Source organism: Pseudomonas sp. 57B-090624 (genome assembly GCF_003234055.1).
Lineage (GTDB): Bacteria > Pseudomonadota > Gammaproteobacteria > Pseudomonadales > Pseudomonadaceae > Metapseudomonas > Metapseudomonas tohonis.
The window spans coordinates 1-18,666 of the sequence record NZ_QKRU01000064.1 but is presented as its reverse complement, the minus strand read 5'-3'; the positions used below and the strand labels follow the sequence as shown (position 1 = coordinate 18,666).

General features: G+C 68.4%; 15 protein-coding genes. 6 read left to right on the top strand and 9 right to left on the bottom strand.

Going from position 1 to position 18,666, the window contains the following annotated elements; genetic code table 11:
* The first annotated feature begins 1 nt into the window (after position 1).
* Genes DMX10_RS24795 through DMX10_RS24785 form a run of 3 tightly spaced genes read left to right on the top strand, consistent with a single transcriptional unit; the run spans position 2 to position 5,356 of the window.
* Positions 2 to 1,183 (top strand): efflux RND transporter periplasmic adaptor subunit, encoded by a 1,182-nt coding sequence (locus DMX10_RS24795; protein ID WP_111263596.1) that lies wholly within the window; start codon positions 2 to 4, stop codon positions 1,181 to 1,183.
* Positions 1,176 to 2,273: an efflux RND transporter periplasmic adaptor subunit gene (locus DMX10_RS24790; protein ID WP_111263595.1), complete on the top strand. Its 1,098-nt coding sequence runs from the start codon at positions 1,176 to 1,178 to the stop codon at positions 2,271 to 2,273. Before DMX10_RS24795 ends, DMX10_RS24790 begins: the two co-directional genes overlap by 8 nt.
* Positions 2,270 to 5,356: an efflux RND transporter permease subunit gene (locus DMX10_RS24785; protein ID WP_111263594.1), complete on the top strand. Its 3,087-nt coding sequence runs from the start codon at positions 2,270 to 2,272 to the stop codon at positions 5,354 to 5,356. The genes DMX10_RS24790 and DMX10_RS24785 overlap by 4 nt, the downstream gene beginning before the upstream one ends.
* 292 nt (positions 5,357 to 5,648) lie before the next feature.
* On the opposite strand, the gene DMX10_RS24780 is transcribed toward DMX10_RS24785, so the two are convergent.
* Together DMX10_RS24780 and DMX10_RS24775 are read right to left on the bottom strand one after the other, a co-directional pair.
* A complete protein-coding gene (locus DMX10_RS24780) occupies positions 5,649 to 5,945 on the bottom strand; it encodes a DUF2892 domain-containing protein (protein ID WP_111263593.1) in 297 nt (98 codons plus the stop codon).
* Between the two features lie 114 nt (positions 5,946 to 6,059).
* Complete coding sequence (locus tag DMX10_RS24775; protein WP_111263592.1) at positions 6,060 to 6,311, bottom strand: hypothetical protein; 252 nt, start codon at positions 6,309 to 6,311, stop codon at positions 6,060 to 6,062.
* 340 nt (positions 6,312 to 6,651) lie between these two features.
* Here DMX10_RS24775 and DMX10_RS24770 point away from each other — a divergent pair, with 340 nt between their 5' ends.
* Entirely contained in the window at positions 6,652 to 7,188 is a 537-nt protein-coding gene (locus tag DMX10_RS24770) for a cysteine hydrolase family protein (protein WP_111263591.1), read from the top strand.
* 163 nt (positions 7,189 to 7,351) lie between these two features.
* On the opposite strand, the gene DMX10_RS24765 is transcribed toward DMX10_RS24770, so the two are convergent.
* The 7 genes from DMX10_RS24765 to DMX10_RS24735 form a co-directional block, all read right to left on the bottom strand.
* Positions 7,352 to 8,482, bottom strand: a complete 1,131-nt coding sequence (locus tag DMX10_RS24765) for a TIGR03364 family FAD-dependent oxidoreductase (protein ID WP_111263590.1) — start codon at positions 8,480 to 8,482, stop codon at positions 7,352 to 7,354.
* Positions 8,483 to 8,560: 78 nt separating this feature from the next.
* Positions 8,561 to 9,580, bottom strand: a complete 1,020-nt coding sequence (locus DMX10_RS24760; RefSeq protein WP_044403131.1) for a putative 2-aminoethylphosphonate ABC transporter substrate-binding protein — start codon at positions 9,578 to 9,580, stop codon at positions 8,561 to 8,563.
* 48 nt (positions 9,581 to 9,628) lie between these two features.
* Positions 9,629 to 10,456 carry a phosphonoacetaldehyde hydrolase gene (gene phnX / locus DMX10_RS24755; RefSeq protein WP_111263589.1) on the bottom strand — a complete coding sequence of 276 codons (828 nt, stop codon included), beginning with the start codon at positions 10,454 to 10,456 and terminating at the stop codon, positions 9,629 to 9,631.
* Positions 10,457 to 10,471: 15 nt separating this feature from the next.
* A complete protein-coding gene (locus DMX10_RS24750) occupies positions 10,472 to 12,184 on the bottom strand; it encodes a putative 2-aminoethylphosphonate ABC transporter permease subunit (protein ID WP_111263588.1) in 1,713 nt (570 codons plus the stop codon).
* Entirely contained in the window at positions 12,184 to 13,233 is a 1,050-nt protein-coding gene (locus DMX10_RS24745) for a putative 2-aminoethylphosphonate ABC transporter ATP-binding protein (protein ID WP_069563062.1), read from the bottom strand. Before DMX10_RS24745 ends, DMX10_RS24750 begins: the two co-directional genes overlap by 1 nt.
* 568 nt (positions 13,234 to 13,801) lie before the next feature.
* The gene (locus DMX10_RS24740) at positions 13,802 to 15,649 is read right to left on the bottom strand and encodes a zinc-dependent metalloprotease family protein (RefSeq protein WP_111263587.1); all 1,848 of its coding nucleotides are present in this window, start codon (positions 15,647 to 15,649) and stop codon (positions 13,802 to 13,804) included.
* Positions 15,650 to 15,669: 20 nt separating this feature from the next.
* A complete protein-coding gene (locus DMX10_RS24735; RefSeq protein WP_146603058.1) occupies positions 15,670 to 16,206 on the bottom strand; it encodes a hypothetical protein in 537 nt (178 codons plus the stop codon).
* Between the two features lie 964 nt (positions 16,207 to 17,170).
* Between DMX10_RS24735 and DMX10_RS24730 the strand changes: the two genes are divergently transcribed.
* Complete coding sequence (locus tag DMX10_RS24730) at positions 17,171 to 17,842, top strand: hypothetical protein (protein WP_111263585.1); 672 nt, start codon at positions 17,171 to 17,173, stop codon at positions 17,840 to 17,842.
* Between the two features lie 21 nt (positions 17,843 to 17,863).
* On the top strand, positions 17,864 to 18,666 hold an 803-nt coding region (locus DMX10_RS24725), incomplete at its 3' end, for a zinc-dependent metalloprotease family protein (protein ID WP_256604857.1).

Sequence of the window (18,666 nt, the reverse complement as noted above, 5' to 3'; positions counted from 1 at the left end):
GATGAACCCGCTGCACACCCCCTCATCGAGGAACATTCGCATCGCCACCGGCCTCCTGGCCGCATTGCTGTTGGCCGCTTGCCAGGAACAGGAGACGCCCAAGCCCGTGCAACGGGTCCTGGTGCAGAACATCGAGGAGGCCGATTTCAGCGCCGAAGTGCGCCTCACCGGCGACATCCAGGCCCGCGTCGAGGCGCAGCAGGCCTTCCGCGTGGGCGGCAAGATCATCGAGCGCCTGGTGGACGTGGGTGACCCGGTCAAGGCCCAGCAGGTACTGGCGCGCCTCGACCCGCAGGAGCAGCGCAGCAACCTCGACACCGCCAATGCGGCCGTCACCGCCCAGCGCGCGCAGCTCAAGGAGGCCGAACTGGCCTTCGAGCGCCAGCGCAAGCTGCTGCCCAAGGGCTACACCAGCCAGAGCGAGTTCGACCAGGCGCAAGCCCAGCTGCGCGCCACCCGCAGCTCCCTGGACGCCGCCGAGGCCCAGGCCGCCAACGCCCGCGACATGCTCGCCTACACCGAACTCAAGGCCTCGACCGACGGCGTGATCACCAGCCGCCACGCCGAAGTCGGCCAGGTGGTGCAGGCCACGGTGCCGATCTTCACCCTCGCCCGCGAAGGCGAGCGCGACGCCGTGTTCAACGTCTACGAATCGCTGTTCGACCAGCAACTGGAGAGCCAGGAAGTGACCGTCGCCCTCCTCGGCCAGCCGCAGGTGACCGCCAGGGGCGAGGTGCGCGAGATCACCCCGACCATCGACCCGCAGAGCGGCACCCTCAAGGTCAAGGTGGCGCTGCAGGACGTGCCGCCACAGATGAACCTGGGCGCCGTGGTCACCACCCGCCTCCGCCCGCGCAGCGGCGACGGGGTCGTGCTGCCCTGGTCGGCGCTGACCAAGGCCGGCCGCGAGCCGGCGGTGTGGCGGGTGGGTGATGACCAGCGGGTGGCGCTGCAGAAGGTCGGCGCAGTGCGCTACGCCAGCGGCAAGGTACTGGTGGGCCAGGGCCTGCAAGCAGGCCAGAAGGTGGTGATCGCCGGCGGCCAGTTGCTGCACCCCGGCCAGCAGGTGGAAATCGCCCGCGCCGAACAGGCCGCCGAACCGGACAAGGCCGCAGCGGTGCGAGAGGACCGCGCCGAGCCGGCGCCACAGCCCCAGGTCGAAGGGAGCGTGCCCCATGAATGACGCCACCCGCATCGCCTGCCTCCTGCCGCTCGGCGCCCTGCTGCTGGCCGGCTGCGGCGAGAAGGAGCGGACACCGCCCCCGCCGCGCCCGGTGCTCAGCGTGGTGGTGGAGAGCCAGCACCAGGAGAGCGTCGGCCGCTTCGCCGGCACCATCCAGGCGCGCTACGAAACCACCCTGGGCTTCCGCACCAACGGCCGCATCGCCTCGCGTGCGGTGGATGTCGGCGACAAGGTGGCCAAGGGCGCCCTGCTCGCCACCCTTGACCCCACCGACCAGCAGAACCGCCTGCGTGCCAGCGAGGGCGACCGCGCCAGCGCCGAAGCGCAGTGGATCGACGCCCAGGCCGATGCCCGCCGCCAGGAGGAACTGTTCGCCCGGGGCGTCGGCGCCAAGGCCAACCTCGACGCTGCCCGCACCCGCCTGCAGACCAGCCGCGCCAGCCTCGACCAGGCCCGCGCTGCGGTGCAGCAGGCCAGCGACCAGCTCGACTACACACACCTCACCACCGACTTCGACGGCGTCGTCACCGCCTGGCGCGCCGAGGCCGGCCAAGTGGTCGCCGCCGGCCAGGACGTGGTGACCCTGGCACGCCCCGAAGTGCGCGAGGCGGTGTTCGACCTGCCCGACGACCTCGTCGCCGCCCTGCCCGAGGACGCCACCTTCCTCGTCAGCGCCCAGCTGCAGGAGAACGCCTCCACCACCGGGCGCATCCGCGAAATGGCGCCCCAGGCCGACGCCGCCACCCGCACCCGCCGCGTGCGCCTGAGCCTGGAGCAGACCCCGGACAGCTTCCGCCTCGGCACCACGGTGCGGGTGGAACTGAGCAGCCCGGTGACCCCGCGCGCCAGCCTGCCCGCCAGCGTGCTGATGCACGCGGAGCCCGGCGCGCCGCAGGACCGTGGGCAGGTCTGGGTGGTGGACGAACAGGCCGCCGTGGTGCACCGCCGCGAGGTGCAGGTGCTGAGCCGCGAAGAGGAGCGCGTGCTGATCGGCAAGGGGCTCGCCGACGGCGAGCGGGTGGTCAGCGCCGGGGTCAACAGCCTCAAGGAAGGCCAAGCAGTGAAACTGGATGAAGGGGATCGGCCATGAGTGATGCCAAGGGCGGCTTCAACCTCTCGGAATGGGCGTTGCGCCACCAGTCGTTCGCCTGGTACCTGATGGCGGTGGCGCTGGTGATGGGTGTTTTCTCCTATTTCGAACTGGGCCGCGAGGAAGACCCGGCCTTCACCATCAAGACCATGGTCATCCAGACCCGCTGGCCCGGCGCCACGGTCAACGACACCCTGGAGCAGGTCACCGACCGCATCGAGAAGAAGCTCGAGGAGCTGGACAGCCTCGACTACGTGAAGAGCTACACGCGCCCGGGGGAATCCACCGTCTTCGTCTACCTCAAGGACACCACCGACGGCGCCGAGATACCCGACATCTGGTACCAGGTGCGCAAGAAGATCGACGACATCCGCGGCCAGTTCCCCCAGGGCCTGCAGGGCCCGGCGTTCAACGACGAGTTCGGTGACGTCTACGGCAGCCTCTACGCCTTCACCGGCGACGGCCTCAGCTACCGCCAGCTGCGCGACTACGTCGAGCGCGTGCGCCTGGACATCCGCAGCGTCAAGGACCTGGGCAAGGTGCAGCTGATCGGCGAACAGGACGAGGTGTTCTACCTCAACTTCTCCACCCGCAAGCTGGCCGCCCTGGGCCTCGACCAGCGCCAGGTGATGCAGAGCCTGCAGGCGCAGAACAGCGTGACGCCCTCGGGGGTGATCGAGGCCGGCGCCGAGCGCATCTCCGTGCGCACCTCCGGCGAGTTCCGCTCCCAGGCGGACCTGGAGGCGGTCAACCTGCGCATCAACGACCGCTTCTACCGCCTCGCCGACCTGGCCAGCATCCAGCGCAGCTACCAGGACCCGCCCACCTCGCTGTTCCGCTTCAACGGCGAGCCCGCCATCGGCCTGGCGGTGGCCATGCGTGATGGCGGCAACATCCAGACCTTCGGCGCGGCGCTGCATGCACGCATGCAGGAGGTCACCAACGAGCTGCCCATCGGCGTCGGCGTGCACCAGGTATCGAACCAGGCCGAGGTGGTGGAGAAGGCCATCGGCGGCTTCACCAGCGCCCTGTTCGAGGCGGTGATCATCGTCCTGGTGGTGAGCTTCATCAGCCTCGGCGTGCGCGCCGGCCTGGTGGTGGCCTGCTCGATCCCCCTGGTGCTGGCCCTGGTCTTCGTGTTCATGGAATACAGCGGCATCACCATGCAGCGCATCTCCCTCGGCGCCCTCATCATCGCCCTCGGCCTGCTGGTGGACGACGCCATGATCACGGTGGAGATGATGGTCACCCGCCTGGAGCTGGGCGACTCGCGGCACGACGCCGCCACCTACGCCTACACCTCCACCGCCTTCCCCATGCTCACCGGCACCCTGGTGACGGTGGCCGGCTTCGTGCCCATCGGCCTCAACGCCAGCTCGGCGGGCGAATACACCTTCACCCTGTTCGCGGTGATCGCCGTCGCCCTGCTGCTGTCGTGGGTGGTCGCGGTGCTCTTCGCCCCGGTGATCGCCGTGCACGTGCTGCCCGCCACGCTCGAGCACAAGGAAGAGAAGAAGGGCCGCATGACCCGCTTCATGGACCGCGGCCTGCGCCTGGCCATGGGGCACCGCTGGGCCACCATCCTGCTCACCGTGGCGCTGTTCGGCGGCTCGCTGTTCCTCATGCAGTTCGTCCAGCAGCAGTTCTTCCCCTCCTCCGACCGCCCCGAGCTGCTGGTGGACCTGAACCTGCCGCAGAACAGCAGCATCGCCGAGACCCGCGCGGTGATGGACCGCTTCGAGGCCAAGCTCAAGGGCGATGACGACATCCAGCGCTGGAGCTCCTACATCGGCGAAGGCGCGGTGCGCTTCTACCTGCCCCTCGACCAACAGCTGCAGAACCCCTACTACGGCCAGCTGGTGATAGTCGCCAGGGACCTGGACGCCCGGCAGCGCCTCTCCGCCCGGCTCAAGCAGCGCCTGCGCGACGAGTTCGTCGGCATCAGCGGCTACGTGCAGCCCCTGGAGATGGGCCCACCGGTGGGCCGGCCGATCCAGTACCGCATCAGCGGCCCGGACATCGACAAGGTGCGCGAGTACGCCATGGACCTGGCCGCGCGGCTGGACGCCAACCCCAACGTCGGCGAGATGATCTACGACTGGAACGAGCCCGGGCGCGTGCTGAAGATCGACATCGCCCAGGACAAGGCACGCCAGCTGGGCCTCTCTTCCGAGGACGTGGCGCAAATGATGAACGGCGTGGTCACCGGCGCCACCATCACCCAGGTGCGCGATAGCATCTACCTGGTCAACCTGGTGGGCCGCTCCGAGGAAGGCGAGCGCAACTCGCCGGAGACCCTGGAAAACCTGCAGATCGTCACCCCCAACGGCACCTCCATTCCGCTCAAGGCCTTCGCCACCGTGGGCTACGAACTGGAGCAGCCACTGGTGTGGCGCCGCGATCGCAAACCCACCATCACCCTCAAGGCCAGCGTCCACGGCGACATGCAGCCCACCGACCTGATGGCCAGGCTCAAGCCCGAGGTCGACGACTTCGCCGCCGGGCTGCCCGCCTCCTACCGCATCACCCCGGGCGGCACGGTCGAGGAAAGCGGCAAGGCCCAGGGGCCCATCGGCCAGGTGGTGCCGCTGATGCTGTTCCTCATGGCGACCTTCCTGATGATCCAGCTGCAGAGCGTGCAGAAGATGTTCCTGGTGGCCAGCGTGGCGCCCCTGGGCCTGATCGGCGTGGTGCTCGCGCTGCTGCCCACGGGCACGCCGCTGGGCTTCGTGGCCATCCTCGGGGTGTTGGCGCTGATCGGCATCATCATCCGCAACTCGGTGATCCTGGTGACCCAGATCGACGAGTTCGAACGCGAGGGCGCCCATCCCTGGGATGCGGTGATCGAAGCCACCCACCACCGCACCCGGCCCATCCTCCTCACCGCCGCAGCGGCCAGCCTGGGCATGCTGCCCATCGCCCGCGAAGTGTTCTGGGGCCCCATGGCCTTCGCCATGATCGGCGGCATCATCATCGCCACCCTGCTCACCCTGTTCTTCCTGCCCGCCCTCTACGTCGCCTGGTACCGCATCCACGAACCGAACGACGACACGCCCCCGGCACGCAATGCGCAGGAGGTGTAGGGGTGAATTCAGTCGCCAGACGGTACGTAGCACCGCAGGATGGGCTGGGCGGAACTCCGCTTCAGCCCATCGATGGGGCGTACGCCGCGGCTGGCCGCTTTCGTAGGATGGTGTAGAGCGAAGCGAAACCCATGCTGTAGGCGTGCCAGGAATCCAGATGAGCCCTGAAAGCGCCGTGCTTGAGCCTTTTCGTTGAGTCCGAAACAGCTACCGCACACAGAGCCGATTCATTCGCGACGGGGCGGCGCGAAGGCGTCACCCCCACCTGCCTGGGGGTGACGCCAATTCCGGCTCACGCGTTGCGATGCAACTCGGCCAACTTCGCTGCGGCCTCTTCGATGCGCGCCTTGAGCGCTTCGATTTCCTCGCGACGTTCGGCGATCACCCGCTTCGCCGGGCAATGCCCGGTGAGGCCACGGGCAAGCACCACGCCACCCCCGCCGGCACGCAGCCACCCGACCAGGCCACCCTGGCGCAGCCCGGTACCGACCATCACCAGGCCGCCTGCGATGCACAGGAAGCGTTCCCACCCCTCGACGTTATGAGGACGGGCAGCGTTTTCACGGGACTGGGGTTCGAAGGCGACCATGGCGTTCTCCTGGCTCTAGGGGGGTTGTAGTAACGACTGGCCAGTTGCGTTCGGGGTTCAGTGTGCTGGACGAGCGGAGCGCGGGACCACCGCGAAGGCGGCCCCGCCTGCAGCTCATGAAGGCTTGCGGCCCTGGTCGAGGCTCTGGTCCACCAGCCACCGGCCATGGGCCAGGGAGGCGCGGCGGGCGCTGTCCTCCTCGGCGAGGAAGGCCGAGCTGGCCGGCAACGGGATGCGCCGGGTACGGCTGCCATCGGGGGCGGTGATGTGCACACCGCCGGCCCAGGGCGTGGGGATGCCCGGGTGCTCGATCAGGTGCGCGGTGATGATGTGGTCACGGTGGGTGCACTGGTTGCTGCTGTTCATGGCTCTGCCTCCAATAGGCGGGAGGAGCGGGATAAGGCGTGGGCCCTCCCTTCGAGTGGATGCCCAGCGGGCATGGACCTTCACCATAGCGCAGGCCCGCGCCACGACCGCACGGGCCGACGAGCCGCACCCCGGGAGGCGTTGACAGCGTCGGTGCGCCCCCAGCAGTATCGACGCCATGAACGCCGCCCTCCGCCGTACTACCACCACCTCCACCACCGCCATGTGCGGGGCGAGCGGGTGTGCGTAGCGGATAGCGCTAGAAGACCCAAGGCCCCGCCAGCGATGGACGGGGCCTTTTCTTTTGCCCCGGCGGCGCTGGCATTCAAGGAGAAATGCCATGCACGACCCGAGGAAATCCGCCCTGCTGATCATCGACATGCAGGTCGCGCTCTACGAAGGACCCGACAAGCCCTGGCAGGCCGAACTGCTGCTGACCCGGGTCAACCAGCTGATCGCCCGCGCCCGCGCCTCCGGGACACCGATCTTCGCGGCACGCTTCGCCGGCCCAGAAGGCTCGCCGGTGGCACCGGGCAGCAAGGGCTGGTCGCTGCACCCGCGCCTGGCCGTGGACCCGGCGCGCGATCGCATCTTCGACAAGAACCGCCCCAGCTGCTTCGCAGGCACCCGCCTGGACGACTGGCTGCGCGACGCCTCCATCGGCGAACTCGTGGTAGCCGGCATGAAGACCCAGTACTGCATCGACAGCACCTGTCGCGCCGCCGCCGAGCTCGGCTACCGCGTGGTGCTGGTCGAAGACGCCCACAGCTGCATGGACACCCCGGCGCTGGATGCCTCGGCGATCATCCGCCACCACAACCTGACGCTGTCGGGACCGTTCGCCACGCTGGCGAAGACCGCCGAGGTGAGCTTCTGAGGAAAGCCGGGGCGACTGTAGGGGCGACTTCAGTCGCCAAGCGGTGCGCAGCACCGCCCTACAGCCAGCCCGGGTGGGCGTAGGGTGGGCTTCAGCCCACCGATGGGCGCTGCACAACGCTTCGCGAGCAGAGCTCGCTCCTACGGGATGTCCCGCTCCCACTTCACCCCAACAACGATGCCACGGTGCGCTCGCCCAGCGCCGGGCCGATGCTCATGCCCAGGCCGGTGTGCATCAGCACGGCGGTGACGCCGGGGATGGCCTTGAGCACCGAGAACGGGCCGGGGCCGCGTGCGCCGTAGACGCCCTGCCAGCGCTCGAGCACCTGCAGGCGGGTGCCGAGGGTGTGTTCGGCGAGGTCGAGCATCAGGTTGTCCACCGCTTCGGCGTTGAACGGCGAGGCGTCGCGGCCGTAGTCGTGGGAGTCGCCGATGATCAGCTCGCCATAGGGCGTGGGGCTGACCAGCAGGTGGATGCCGTGCTGTTCCAGTTCGGGGGTGTGCTGCTCGATCTGGCCACGGATGGCCTCGGCTTCCGGCAGGTCGGAGAAGGCGCCGTAGTGCACGCAGCTGAGGCCGGTGAGCACGGCGTGCTGCAGGCCGATGTCCACCGCCGGGCGTGCGCGGAGCATCTGCAGGCGGCAGACGCTGGGCTGCAGCGGGGCGATCTGCTCGGCCAGCAGGGTCAGGTAGTCGTGGCCCGAGCAGACGATGATCTGCTCGGCGCGGCAGCTGCCGGCGCTGGTGTGCACGCGGTTCTGCTCGACGTCGCGCACCAGGGTGGAGAAATGGAAGGTCACGCCCAGCTCGTCACGCAGGTAGTTCACCAGCGCCGGGATGGCCTCGCGGGAATACAGCTGCTGGTCGTCCAGGCCGTGCAGGGCCACGCGGTGGTGGCTGAACTGGCCCTGGTAGAGGTCGTGCAGGCGCTCGCCGCGCAGCAGTTCGACGCGGTAGCCGTGCTCGACGGCGCGGGTGGCGCAGAAGGCCTCCAGCAATTCCTCTTCCGCCTCGGTGCGGGCGAACAGCAGGGAACCGTTGCGGCGGATATGGAAGCCGGCCACTTCGGCCAGCTCCGCCCAGATCGTCCGCGCCTCACGGGCCAGGGCGAACATCGGGCCCGGCGCCTGGCCGGTGATCAGCGCCTGGCCGAAGTTGCGCACCGAGGCGCCCAGGGGCCGGTCGCTGCGCTCGAACACGCTGACCTTGAGGCCGCGCCGGGCGGCGGCATAGGCGTGGGACAGGCCGAGGATGCCGGCGCCGACGATGGCGATATCGGTGTCGTGGAGGGGCATGGGTATCTCCTGGAATTCGATGCCCGTCCTCCCCGACCCTCTCCCCGCAGAGAGAGGGCGAAGGGAACGGGCTGGGGCTTACTGCGGCAGCTTCTCGGACTTGCCGTCGTAGCGCTTGCGCCATTCGGCGAGGATCGAATCGCGGTTCTTCGAAGCCCACGCGAAGTCGTTCTTGATCAGGCGCTGCTCGTAGTCGGCAGGCAGTTCGGTCTGCGGCTTGGCGATGCCGGGCTGGGCGAGGACGGCGAAGTTCTCCTTGTACAGCTCCATGGCGGCGGGGCTGGCGGAGAAGTCGGCGAGCTTCCTGGCAGCGTCGGCGTGCTGGGTGCCCTTGATCACGCCGGTGGCTTCGATTTCCCAGCCCAGGCCTTCCTTCGGTAGGACGATGTCCAGCGGCGCGCCCTGGCGCTTCAGCTGCACGGCCGGGTATTCGAAGGAGATGCCGATGGGGAACTCGCCGGCGGCGGCCAGCTTGCATGGCTTGGAGCCGGAGTGGACGTACTGGCCGATGTTCTGGTGCAGCGCATCCATGTAGGCCCAGCCTTGTTTCTCGCCGAAGGTCTGCAGCCATGCGCTGACGTCGAGGAAGCCGGTGCCGGAGGACGCCGGGTTGGGCATGACGATCTTGCCCTTGTACTCGGGCTTGGTCAGGTCTTCCCAGCTGCCGGGCTTGGTCAGGCCCTGCTTCTCGGCTTCGACGGTGTTGAAGCAGATGGTGGCGGCCCACACGTCCATGCCCACCCAGGCCGGCGGGTTGGCGGCGTCGCGGTAGTTGGCGCCGATGGCGTCCAGGTGCTTGGGCGCGTAGTGCTCGAGCATGCCCTGTTGGTCGAGGATGGCCAGGCTGGAGGCCGCCAGGCCCCACACGGCGTCGGCCTGGGGGCGTTCCTTCTCGGCCAGCAGCTTGGCGGTGATGATGCCGGTGGAGTCGCGCACCCACTTGATCTCGATGTCCGGGTTTTCCTTCTCGAAGGCCTTCTTGTAGGCCGCCAGCTGCTCGGCCTCCAGGGCGGTGTAGACGGTCAGCTCGGTGGCGGCCTGGGCCTGCAGGGCGAAGCCTGCGACAACGGCGGCAGCGAAGGCGAGACGCTTGAACATGTGAAGCTCCTTGGTTGGTGTGCTGGGGTCGGGTTTGGCTTGCTGTGGTTATGCGTTGGCAGGGGTTTCGCCGCGCGCCAGGCGGGCGTTGATCAGGTCGATCACCTCCGGCAGGTCGGCGATGGTATCGATCAGGTAGTGCGGGCGGCTCGGCGCGAACAGCGCGTCGATGCGAGCGCGCTCCTCGGCCAGGCGCGCGGCCGGCAGGGCCTGGTAGGCGGCGAAGTCGAGGCCGAGGAAGTTGCCGGAGAAGCGCAGCGCCACGGTCCACATGCCGGCGCTGCGGCCTTCGTGGATGCCGGGCTCGGTGTCGTCCACCTTGACGCAGGCGGCCACGTCGTCGAGGCCGAGGGCGATGACGTTGGCCAGCGCCTGGGCCGGGCTCGGGCGGCCCCTGGGCACCTCGTCGGTGGCGACCACGTGGTCCGGGCGGTAGCCGGCCTCGGCGGCCAGTTCCACCACCTTGTCCATCACCACCCTGGGGTAGCCGGAGCAGGTGCCGATCTTCAGCCCGCGCTGGCGCAGGGCGGCGATGGCGTCCAGGGCGCCGGGGATCAGCGCCGAGTGCTCGCCGACCTTGGCGATCTGCAGCGGCATGAAGCGCTCGTAGATCGCGGTGACGTCCGCGTCCGTGGGCAGCCGGCCGAAGCGGCGCTCGAAGCGCGCGGCGATGGCCGGCACGTCGCACAGGGTGCGGATGTGGTCCCACTTGCCCATGCCCATGGGGCCGCGTGCTTCCTCCAGGCTGATCTCGACGTCGAAGCTGGCGAAGGCCTCGACGAAGATCCGCGTGGGGGCGAAGGAGCCGAAGTCGACCACGGTGCCGGCCCAGTCGAGGATGGCGGCCTGCAGGTGCGTGGGGGTCTGGTAATGCATGGGGATCTCCGTGGATCAGTGGCCGGGCGCGGTCTGGCGCCAGGCCTGGGAGCGGCGCAGCAGGCCGCGCGAGGCCCCGGCCAGCAGCAGCGAGACGGCGGCCGAGGTGAGCAGGATGAGGGTGGACATGGCGGCCGCGCCGCCGACGTTGCCGGCGTCGTCCATGTTCAGCACGGCGACGGCGGCCAGCACGCTGCTCGGGCTGTAGAGGAAGATCGCGGCGGACACGGTGGTCATGGCCGAGACGAACAGGTAGCGGACGATGTCCAGCAGCGCCGGCAGGCAGATGGGCAGCGTCACCTTCAGGTAGTGGCGGTACAGCGGCATCTTCAGCGACAGCGCGGCGGCCTCGAACTCGCCGTCGAGCTGGCGCAGCGCGGTGCTGGCGGTCATCTGCGCGGTGGTGAGGAAGTGCGCGATGGAGCACACCACCAGCAGCGTCATGCTGCCGTAGAGGCCATGCAGCGGGTTGGCCGGCAGGTTGAAGAAGAAGACGTAGCCCAGGCCCAGCACCAGCCCGGGCACCGCCATGGGCACGAAGCTGAGCAGGCGCAGCACCTGGTTCAGGGCGCGCTGGCCGTGGGTCTTCTCCATCAGCCAGGCGCCGGTGAAGATCAGCGCGCTGCCGAACAGCGCGGTGCAGGTCGCCAGGGTCAGGCTGTTGCGGTACGCCAGCCAGCCGCCGCCGGCGCCCTCCTCGAAGGCGTAGTGGCGCAGGGACAGCGACAGGTTGTAGGGCCAGAACTTCACCAGCGAGGAGTACACCGCCATGCCCAGCACCCCCAGCAGCACGGCGCAGACCAGCAGCACCAGGGCGAGGAAGCAGGCATCGCGCAGGCGCGAGGGCTTGGGCTGGTGGACCTGGGCGCGACCGCTCATGGCATCGCCCTGGCGCCGGCGCAGCCAGGCATCGACACCGAAGCTGAGCAGGGCCGGCAGCAGCAGCACCATGCCGATCAGCGCGCCACGGCCGAACTGCTGCTGCCCCACCACCGCCTTGTAGGCCTCCAGGGCCAGCACCTGATAGTCGCCGCCCACCACCACCGGCACGCCGAAGTCGGTGATGGTCAGGGTGAACACCAGGCAGAAAGCGGCGAACACGGCCTGGCGCGTGGCCGGCCAGGTGATGCTGCGGAAAGCCTTCCAGGGCCCGGCGCCCATGCTGGAGGCGGCGTCGAACAGGCGGCCGTCGGCCAGGGACAGCGCCGAGATGAGGATCATCAGCGCATGGGGGAAGGTGTAGATGGCCTCGCCCAGGACGATGCCCCAGAAGCCGTAGATGTTGTCCGGCAGCCAGCCGCGCAACAGGCCCTGGTTGCCGAACAGGTAGATCAGCGCGATCCCCGGCAGCATCGAGGGCGCCAGCAGCGGCAACAGGGAGATGCCGCGCCACAGCCCCTTGCCCGGGATCAGCGTGCGGGTCAGGGCGTAGGCGAACAAGTAGGCCACCGGCACCACCAGGGCGGCGACGCTGAGGGAGACCTTGAGGCTGTTGCCCAGCAGCCAGTGGAAGTTGGCGCTGGCCAGCAGCTCACGGGCCGCCACCAGGCCACCGCCCTGCCCGGCTTCACCGCTGAAGCCGCGCCAGAAGATGGCCGCCAGGGGCAGCACCACGGCGACGGCGAGGAAGGCCAGGAACAGGCACTTGCCGCCCTGGATGAACAAGCGGTCCCCCAGGTTGCCGGGGCGACGGCGGGCGCTCTGCGGGAGGGCCAGGGTGCGCTCCATCAGGCGAACACCTGCAGGCTGCGGGACGGCAGCGCCACCCAGATGTCCGGCCCGCCGAGGCGCGGCATCTGCGCCGGGTCCAGCTCGGCCAGCAGCGGGTGGCCGGGCAAGGCGTCCAGCTCGAAGCTCACCCGGCAGCGGTTGCCGAGGAAGGTGATCTCGCGCACCTGGGCGCGGAAGCGGTTGTCGTCGTCCTGGCCGGGCTCCACGGCGATGGCCTCGGGGCGGCAGAACAGCTGGCCACTGGCGCCCTCGCCCGCCTGTTCGGGCAGGCACAGGCGCAGGTCGCCGACCCGGGCATGGCACCCCTCGCGACCCTCGAAGGGCAGCCAGTTGCCCTGGCCGACGAAGCTGGCCACGAAAGGCGTGGCCGGGCGCCGGTAGATGGTCTCGGGGGTGTCGTACTGCTCGACCCGGCCGTGGTTCATCACCGCGATGCGGTCGGCCATGAGCATGGCCTCGTCCTGGTTGTGGGTGACCATCAGGGTGGTGATGCCCAGGCGCTTCTGCAGCTGGCGCAGCTCGGTGCACAGGTGCTCGCGCACGCGGGCGTCCAGCGCCGACATGGGCTCGTCCAGCAACAGCAGCGACGGCGACGGCGCCAGGGCGCGGGCCAGGGCCACGCGCTGCTGCTGGCCGCCGGACAGCTGGCCGGGGTACTTCTTCTCGCTGCCGGTCAGGCCCACCAGCTCGAGCATCTGCGCCACGCGCTGGCGGGCTTCTTCACGGCTGGCGCCGGTGAGGCCGTAGGCGATGTTCTGCTCGACGCTGAGGTTGGGGAACAGCGCATAGGACTGGAACAGGATGCCGTAGTCACGGGCCTGGGGCGGCAGGTGGGAGATGTCCCGCCCGCCCATGTACAGAACGCCGCTGTCCTGGCGCTCCAGCCCGGCGATGCAGCGCAGCAGCGTGGTCTTGCCACAGCCGGAGGGGCCCAGCAGGCACACCAGCTCGCCTTCGGCGATGTCCAGGGACACCCCGTCCAGGGCGGTGAAGCTGCCGAAGCGCTTGCGCACTTCGCAAGCCTGCAGATAGGGGGTGGCGGACATGACAGGACCTCGCAGAACACTGGCGCACCGCAGGAAGCGCGGTACGGCTCGACGAGGCTGATGCTAGGGAGCAAATGCGAAATCCATGTGGCGATAACCCCAAGCCCACCGATAGTGGCATTGGCGGATTTGGTATAGGCCAGCGCTCGGATAGTGCGCGCAGCAGCCTCGGGATGGGCCTGAGTGCACTTCTTCTGCTCGAAAACAATCCCCTATCCAAAGCGCACTCTGTTGCCGTGCCTGACTCAGAAGGTGATGCAGCAGATAGCGCCCCTTCAGAAGGCCGAGTGGAATCGTCGTGGAAGGGGTTGAGCGACATGGATGTCGCGAGAGCGCTGCCGGGCCAGGGATGGCCCGTCAGCGCGTGCCCCTGGAACGACGATGGAGTGAGGGGACCCGACGCAGTCGGGCCGGATGCAGGGGCAAGTTTTTTGGTTCCTTTTCAACGATTGGAAAAGGGACTCGCCCGGGAGGGCGAAACAAAAAACATCCGCTGAACTCAATAAACACCCGAGCGTTGCTGCACTCGTACAGCCCGGCCCCTGCAACAGGGACCGGGCGTGCGGGCTTAAAGCCGGTTGAGGCTGACGTTGTCCAGGTACAGCGACTGGTCGGCACGGGTGCTGAGCACCATCAGCTCCATGCGCCGGTAGGTTCCGGCCGGCACCTGGAAGCTCTGCTGCAGCTTGCCCCAGGTGCCGCCCTGGGTATTGACCACGCCCAAGGACAGCAGGCGCCCGCTGCCGGCGGTGTCTTCCAGGTAGAGGTAGGCATAGGCCAGCGCAGCCACGCTGGCGGTGCGGCTCACCATCACGTCGGCGGCGAAGCGGTAGGAAAGCCCCGGCTGCACCTTGCCGGCCAGGAGCAGGCTGGCGCCGGTGCCGTCGGCCTTGCGGGCGTAGACCTCCAGGGACTTGCCGGTGGCTGCCAGGGCGGTCAGCCGGGTGCTGCCGTAGAAGCCCGTCCACTCGCCGATGGCGCTGTCGAAGTTCCAGCCAAAAGCAGCCGCGGTCGTCGGGGTGATGGGCTTGGCGGGGGTCACTTCGCTGAGTTCCACCTCATCCAGCAGCACGGCCAGGCGGTTGACGCTGACCAGGCCCAGGTAGGTGTTGCGGATGACGCTGGCCGGCGGCTGGTAGACGAAGGTCATGTCGATGGGGGTGAACTCGCTGCTGGTCACCGACTTGATCACACCGTTGGCCGTGCTGTAGCTGATGCCGGCATTCTCTTCGTGGAGCATGCCCAGGTAGACGTTGCCGCGCACGTTGGTGCCCTTGAGCATCACCTTGGCCTTGAGGCGGTAGGTGGCGCCGACCTTCAGTGCGCCCACGGAGGTGGCCAGCACGTCGTCGCGGCCGGCCGGCAGCTCGAACTGCAGGGCGTCGTCACGGCAGGTCTTGCCGACGTTGAGGGTGCTGAGCTTGGCCAGGTTGAGCAGGGCCTTCCAGCCATCCAGGGTGCGGAACTCGCCATTGGTCACCAGGCTGCTCAGCGCCGGCTTGCTGCACCAGGCCGGGGTCACCGGGGTCGTCGGCGTGGCGGGTGTGGTCGGCGTGGCAGGTGTGGCCGGGGTCGTGGGCGTCGAGGTCGGGTTGACCGTCTCCGGCACCTTGGTCGGCCGCAAGGTGGCGATCTGCGCGGCCATGTCGTTCAGCGCGCGGGCCGCGTCGGCGAAGCCGGCTCGCCCGCAGGCCTGGTTGGCGCAGGTGCTGTCCACCACTGCCGGCGTTGAGAACAGCGGCGCCTGCGCGGTGGCGTTGAACACCTGGGGGTAGGCCATGATGGTGGAGTAGCGCCCCTGCACGCCGTAGCCCCGGCCCCATTCGTAGGTGCCCTGGTGGATGCCCCGGGCCAGGTAGGTGTAGTAGCCCTCGGTCTGGTCCTGCTCATAGGAGTGGCGCAGGCCCAGGTTGTGGCCGATCTCGTGGGCCATGGTGCTCAGGCTGCAGTCCACCCCGGTGATGCCATAGGCACTGGCCCAGGCACCGTTCTGGAAGGTGCCGCTGTTCTTCGGCCCGGAGAGCACGTAGCCGATGCCGCACACGCCGTAGCCCTGCCCCACCTGGGTGCGGCTGATCAGCTGCACCACGTCCGCGCCGTAGGTCTCGCGCAGCTGCTGCACGCGCGGGTCGGCGGCGAAGGCGGAGAGGTCCTTGTCGGAGATGGTCGGGTAGCTGGCCCAGGTCAGCGGCTGGGCGTTGACCAGGCGCAGGCGCAGGTTGACGTTGCTCTTCTTGAACGCGTTGTTGGCGTACTCGATGTAGCTGGCGATGCGGGCGTTGATGTCGCGGCCGTTGGGCAGGGCCTGGGCGTCCTTGGTGTAGAGCACCAGCAGGTCGACGGTGCGCGGTTCGGTGGCGGCCTGGGCGAACGGGGCCAGCAGGATCACGGCCAGGCAGGCGAGCAGTTTCTTCATGGTCTTCGTTCCTGTAGCGCTCAGCCGCGGGTCGGCGGCGGGAGGGGCTGCAACGGCGTGGAGTCGGGGGTGATGAGCACGTCCGGGGTGGCGCGCATCAGCAACTGGTTCTGGTCGGTCACCAGGGTGCTGCCGGTGGCGTTGTCCACCACCATGGAGAGGGTCTGCTCGCGGGTGGCGAGGGTGATGTGGGTTTCCAGCTGGCCCTGCACCACGGTGAGGGTGTCTTCCGGCTGGCCACCTTCCACCGGGCCGCTCCAGACGGCAGCGCCGCCGGTGTTGTGGGTCTCGTCCAGCGTGGCGCGCAGCGGCGCCTGGCGGCCGGGCACGCCCAGCTGCAGGGTCTTGCCGACGGCCAGCGCGCCCAGGGAGGTGGTCGCCACCTGGGTGCGGTAGAGGGTCATTTCCTGTTGTTGCTCGGGCACCAGGGACTGGCTGTCCCAGAGTTCGACCACCGTATCGCCCGCCGCCTGCACCGCAGGCGCAGCAAGGTTGCGGGGGGCCGCTACGACATTGACCGCGACCGGCGCCTGGCTGGCCGCGACAGCAGCAGCCACCCTCGCAGGCGCAGCCGGTGCTGCGTCTACAGGGGGCATTGGCACAGACGCGCGTTCGGCGACAGGAGCCGCCGACGGTGGGGAATCGCGCAGGAGGACGGCGAAGGTGACACCTGAAGTGACCAGGGCAACCGCCAGGTAGAGCAACGTACGGGGCATGACGACCTTCCCATGTTCTACCCGCATGAGCGGGTGGCAGCGAAACCACGGAGAAGCATCCCTGACGAACCGTGGAACAGGTTCGACCGTTGCGAGGGGTAACGGCCAGTTGTTCTATTTATTGACGCCAGAAAATTGATATCACAGTGCCTTCATTGCGCATAAATACGCTTTCGCTATTAGCCAGGCGTCGATTAACAGCGACGGGTTCCAAGCAAGCCGCGCCCCTTCCTGCCTTCTGGCTGCTCGCATTCACCCCGATTGAACGGCACGAGAAAGTTGAACGCGTTCAACTTCCACGGGTGAACCACGCACCACCTTAAACAGCTGCTCAATGACCATCGGGAGAATTGGGATTTCTCGCACACTGCCGGTTTGACAGCCCAGGCGCCAATCATGGGTAATGGCCAAACCCGGCGGCTTCCCGCAGCAAACTGCTGATAACAGGTCGCCATCATCGACAGAGTTGTTCGACAAATCCCTTTGATTACAAGGCGTTGTGAAACCGCTCAAATGAGCGCCACTTCACGTTCCCTTATTTCCCTTACTTGAACTTTCACACTTCCAGATCCGGGCAATCTGATGACTGAATCCAACTTTTAAACTTCAACAAACACCCCACGTCTGAATAAGTGATACGCACTTCATCACGGCGCTACTTCACCTGCTCAACCGAACATCCGACGTCATTGAATTCAATGGCCGGCCTCTGCCTGCCCGTTGATCGACCCCGCCTGCGCATCACGGACGTGCCCCGGCGGATCACCACTACCCGGCCCATGCCGGGTGCATGAAAGGAGAACCCATGCGGAAAATCTGGCTCTACCCGGCCGTCGCCCTGGTGACGGCCGGCACGACGCTCGCCGTCCTGCTCAAGGACGCGCCGGCACAAGGCGAACAGCCCCCCGTCGCCTCGTCACCGACCGCCGCAGGCAGCATCGCCCTCCCCGCCTTGCCGGGCGCAGGCGACCAGGCGCAGGGCTCGGTGCAGGCCACCGGCAAGGCTGCGCCCGCCCTACCGGCGAACGACCACGGCGAGGCCACCCTGGCCCTGTGGGCACCTGACGCCCTGCAGGCCGAGGAGCAGGACGGCATGACCGTCTACCACACCCGCACCTCCCCCGACCTGCTGGGCGCGCTCGCCGTGGGCCGCACCCTGCAACTGGGCGTGCCGGGCCGCCAGGAGCCCCTGCGAGCCAAGCTGGACGAGACCCACAACACCGGCAGCACCGCCGTGTGGAGCGGCCCGGTGGAAGGCGGCAGCGACGCCGACACCCTGACCGTGGTGAAAGGCCAGCTGGAGACCCACATCACCCTTGCCACCCCCGAGCAGACCCTGTCCTTCGTGGTGGACAACGCCACCGGCGCCACCCAGGTGACCGACCAGAACGCGCTGCTGATGCGCGCCACGCCGGACCCGATCATCACCCCCGACGCCAAGCAACTGCCTCCCCTGCCGCCGCCCGCCCAGGGCTGATCCAACAAGGAACGTCCCCCCATGAAAAGACTCTTCATCGGCGCCCTGCTGGCCGTCGCCGTCCAGGCCGCCCATGCGGCCGAGCCCCGCACCGTCGACATCCTGGTGCTCTACACCAAGGACGCCCAGGCGCTGCCCAACGGCCGCGACATGGACGCACGCATCGCCAGCTACATCGAGTACGCCAACAACGCCTACAAGAAAAGCAACGTCGACCTGCGCCTGCGCCTGGTGCATCGCCAGCTGCTGGACTGGGCCAGTTACCCCACCGTATCCAGCAAGGACCTGGCCGCCTTCGCCGCCGACAGCCGCGTGCAGCAGCTGCGCGAAACCTACGGCGCCGACATGGTCCACCTGATCGGCCGCACCCAGGACGGCCAGGGCTACGGCGTGTGCGGCATCGGCTACGTGCTCTCCGGGCCGAAGAACAGCGGCACCTTCAATTCCGGCTCCGCCAACAGCGCCTACGCCATCACCGGCGTGGACTGCAGCCTGAGCACCATGGCCCACGAGATCGGCCACAACATGGGCCTGCGCCACTCCTACGAGCAGGACCAGACCGAGGGCTACTACCAGTCCGACTGGCACCAGGGCACCTTCGAATGGAGCCGTGGCTACGGTGTGCAGGGCCAGTTCTCCACCATCATGGGCTACCCCCATGTGTTCAACGCCCGCGTCCAGGCCCCGCTGTTCTCCTCGCCGCGCGTGGTGGACAGCACCTGCGCCAACCAGGCCTGCGGCCAGGAGAACCACGCCGACGCGGCCCGCGCACTGAACGCCATGGCGGCACAGATCGCCGCCCTGCGCGCCACCAAGGTGCCGGA

Coding starts and splice junctions, on each gene's coding strand:
- DMX10_RS24730 (WP_111263585.1), top strand. CDS start 17,171: ATGCGGAAAATCTGGCTCTACCCGGCCGTCGCCCTGGTGACGGCCGGC.
- DMX10_RS24745 (WP_069563062.1), bottom strand. CDS start 13,233: ATGTCCGCCACCCCCTATCTGCAGGCTTGCGAAGTGCGCAAGCGCTTC.
- DMX10_RS24780 (WP_111263593.1), bottom strand. CDS start 5,945: ATGGTCGCCTTCGAACCCCAGTCCCGTGAAAACGCTGCCCGTCCTCAT.
- phnX (WP_111263589.1), bottom strand. CDS start 10,456: ATGCATTACCAGACCCCCACGCACCTGCAGGCCGCCATCCTCGACTGG.
- DMX10_RS24775 (WP_111263592.1), bottom strand. CDS start 6,311: ATGAACAGCAGCAACCAGTGCACCCACCGTGACCACATCATCACCGCG.
- DMX10_RS24765 (WP_111263590.1), bottom strand. CDS start 8,482: ATGCCCCTCCACGACACCGATATCGCCATCGTCGGCGCCGGCATCCTC.
- DMX10_RS24740 (WP_111263587.1), bottom strand. CDS start 15,649: ATGAAGAAACTGCTCGCCTGCCTGGCCGTGATCCTGCTGGCCCCGTTC.
- DMX10_RS24795 (WP_111263596.1), top strand. CDS start 2: ATGAACCCGCTGCACACCCCCTCATCGAGGAACATTCGCATCGCCACC.
- DMX10_RS24750 (WP_111263588.1), bottom strand. CDS start 12,184: ATGGAGCGCACCCTGGCCCTCCCGCAGAGCGCCCGCCGTCGCCCCGGC.
- DMX10_RS24790 (WP_111263595.1), top strand. CDS start 1,176: ATGAATGACGCCACCCGCATCGCCTGCCTCCTGCCGCTCGGCGCCCTG.
- DMX10_RS24770 (WP_111263591.1), top strand. CDS start 6,652: ATGCACGACCCGAGGAAATCCGCCCTGCTGATCATCGACATGCAGGTC.
- DMX10_RS24760 (WP_044403131.1), bottom strand. CDS start 9,580: ATGTTCAAGCGTCTCGCCTTCGCTGCCGCCGTTGTCGCAGGCTTCGCC.
- DMX10_RS24785 (WP_111263594.1), top strand. CDS start 2,270: ATGAGTGATGCCAAGGGCGGCTTCAACCTCTCGGAATGGGCGTTGCGC.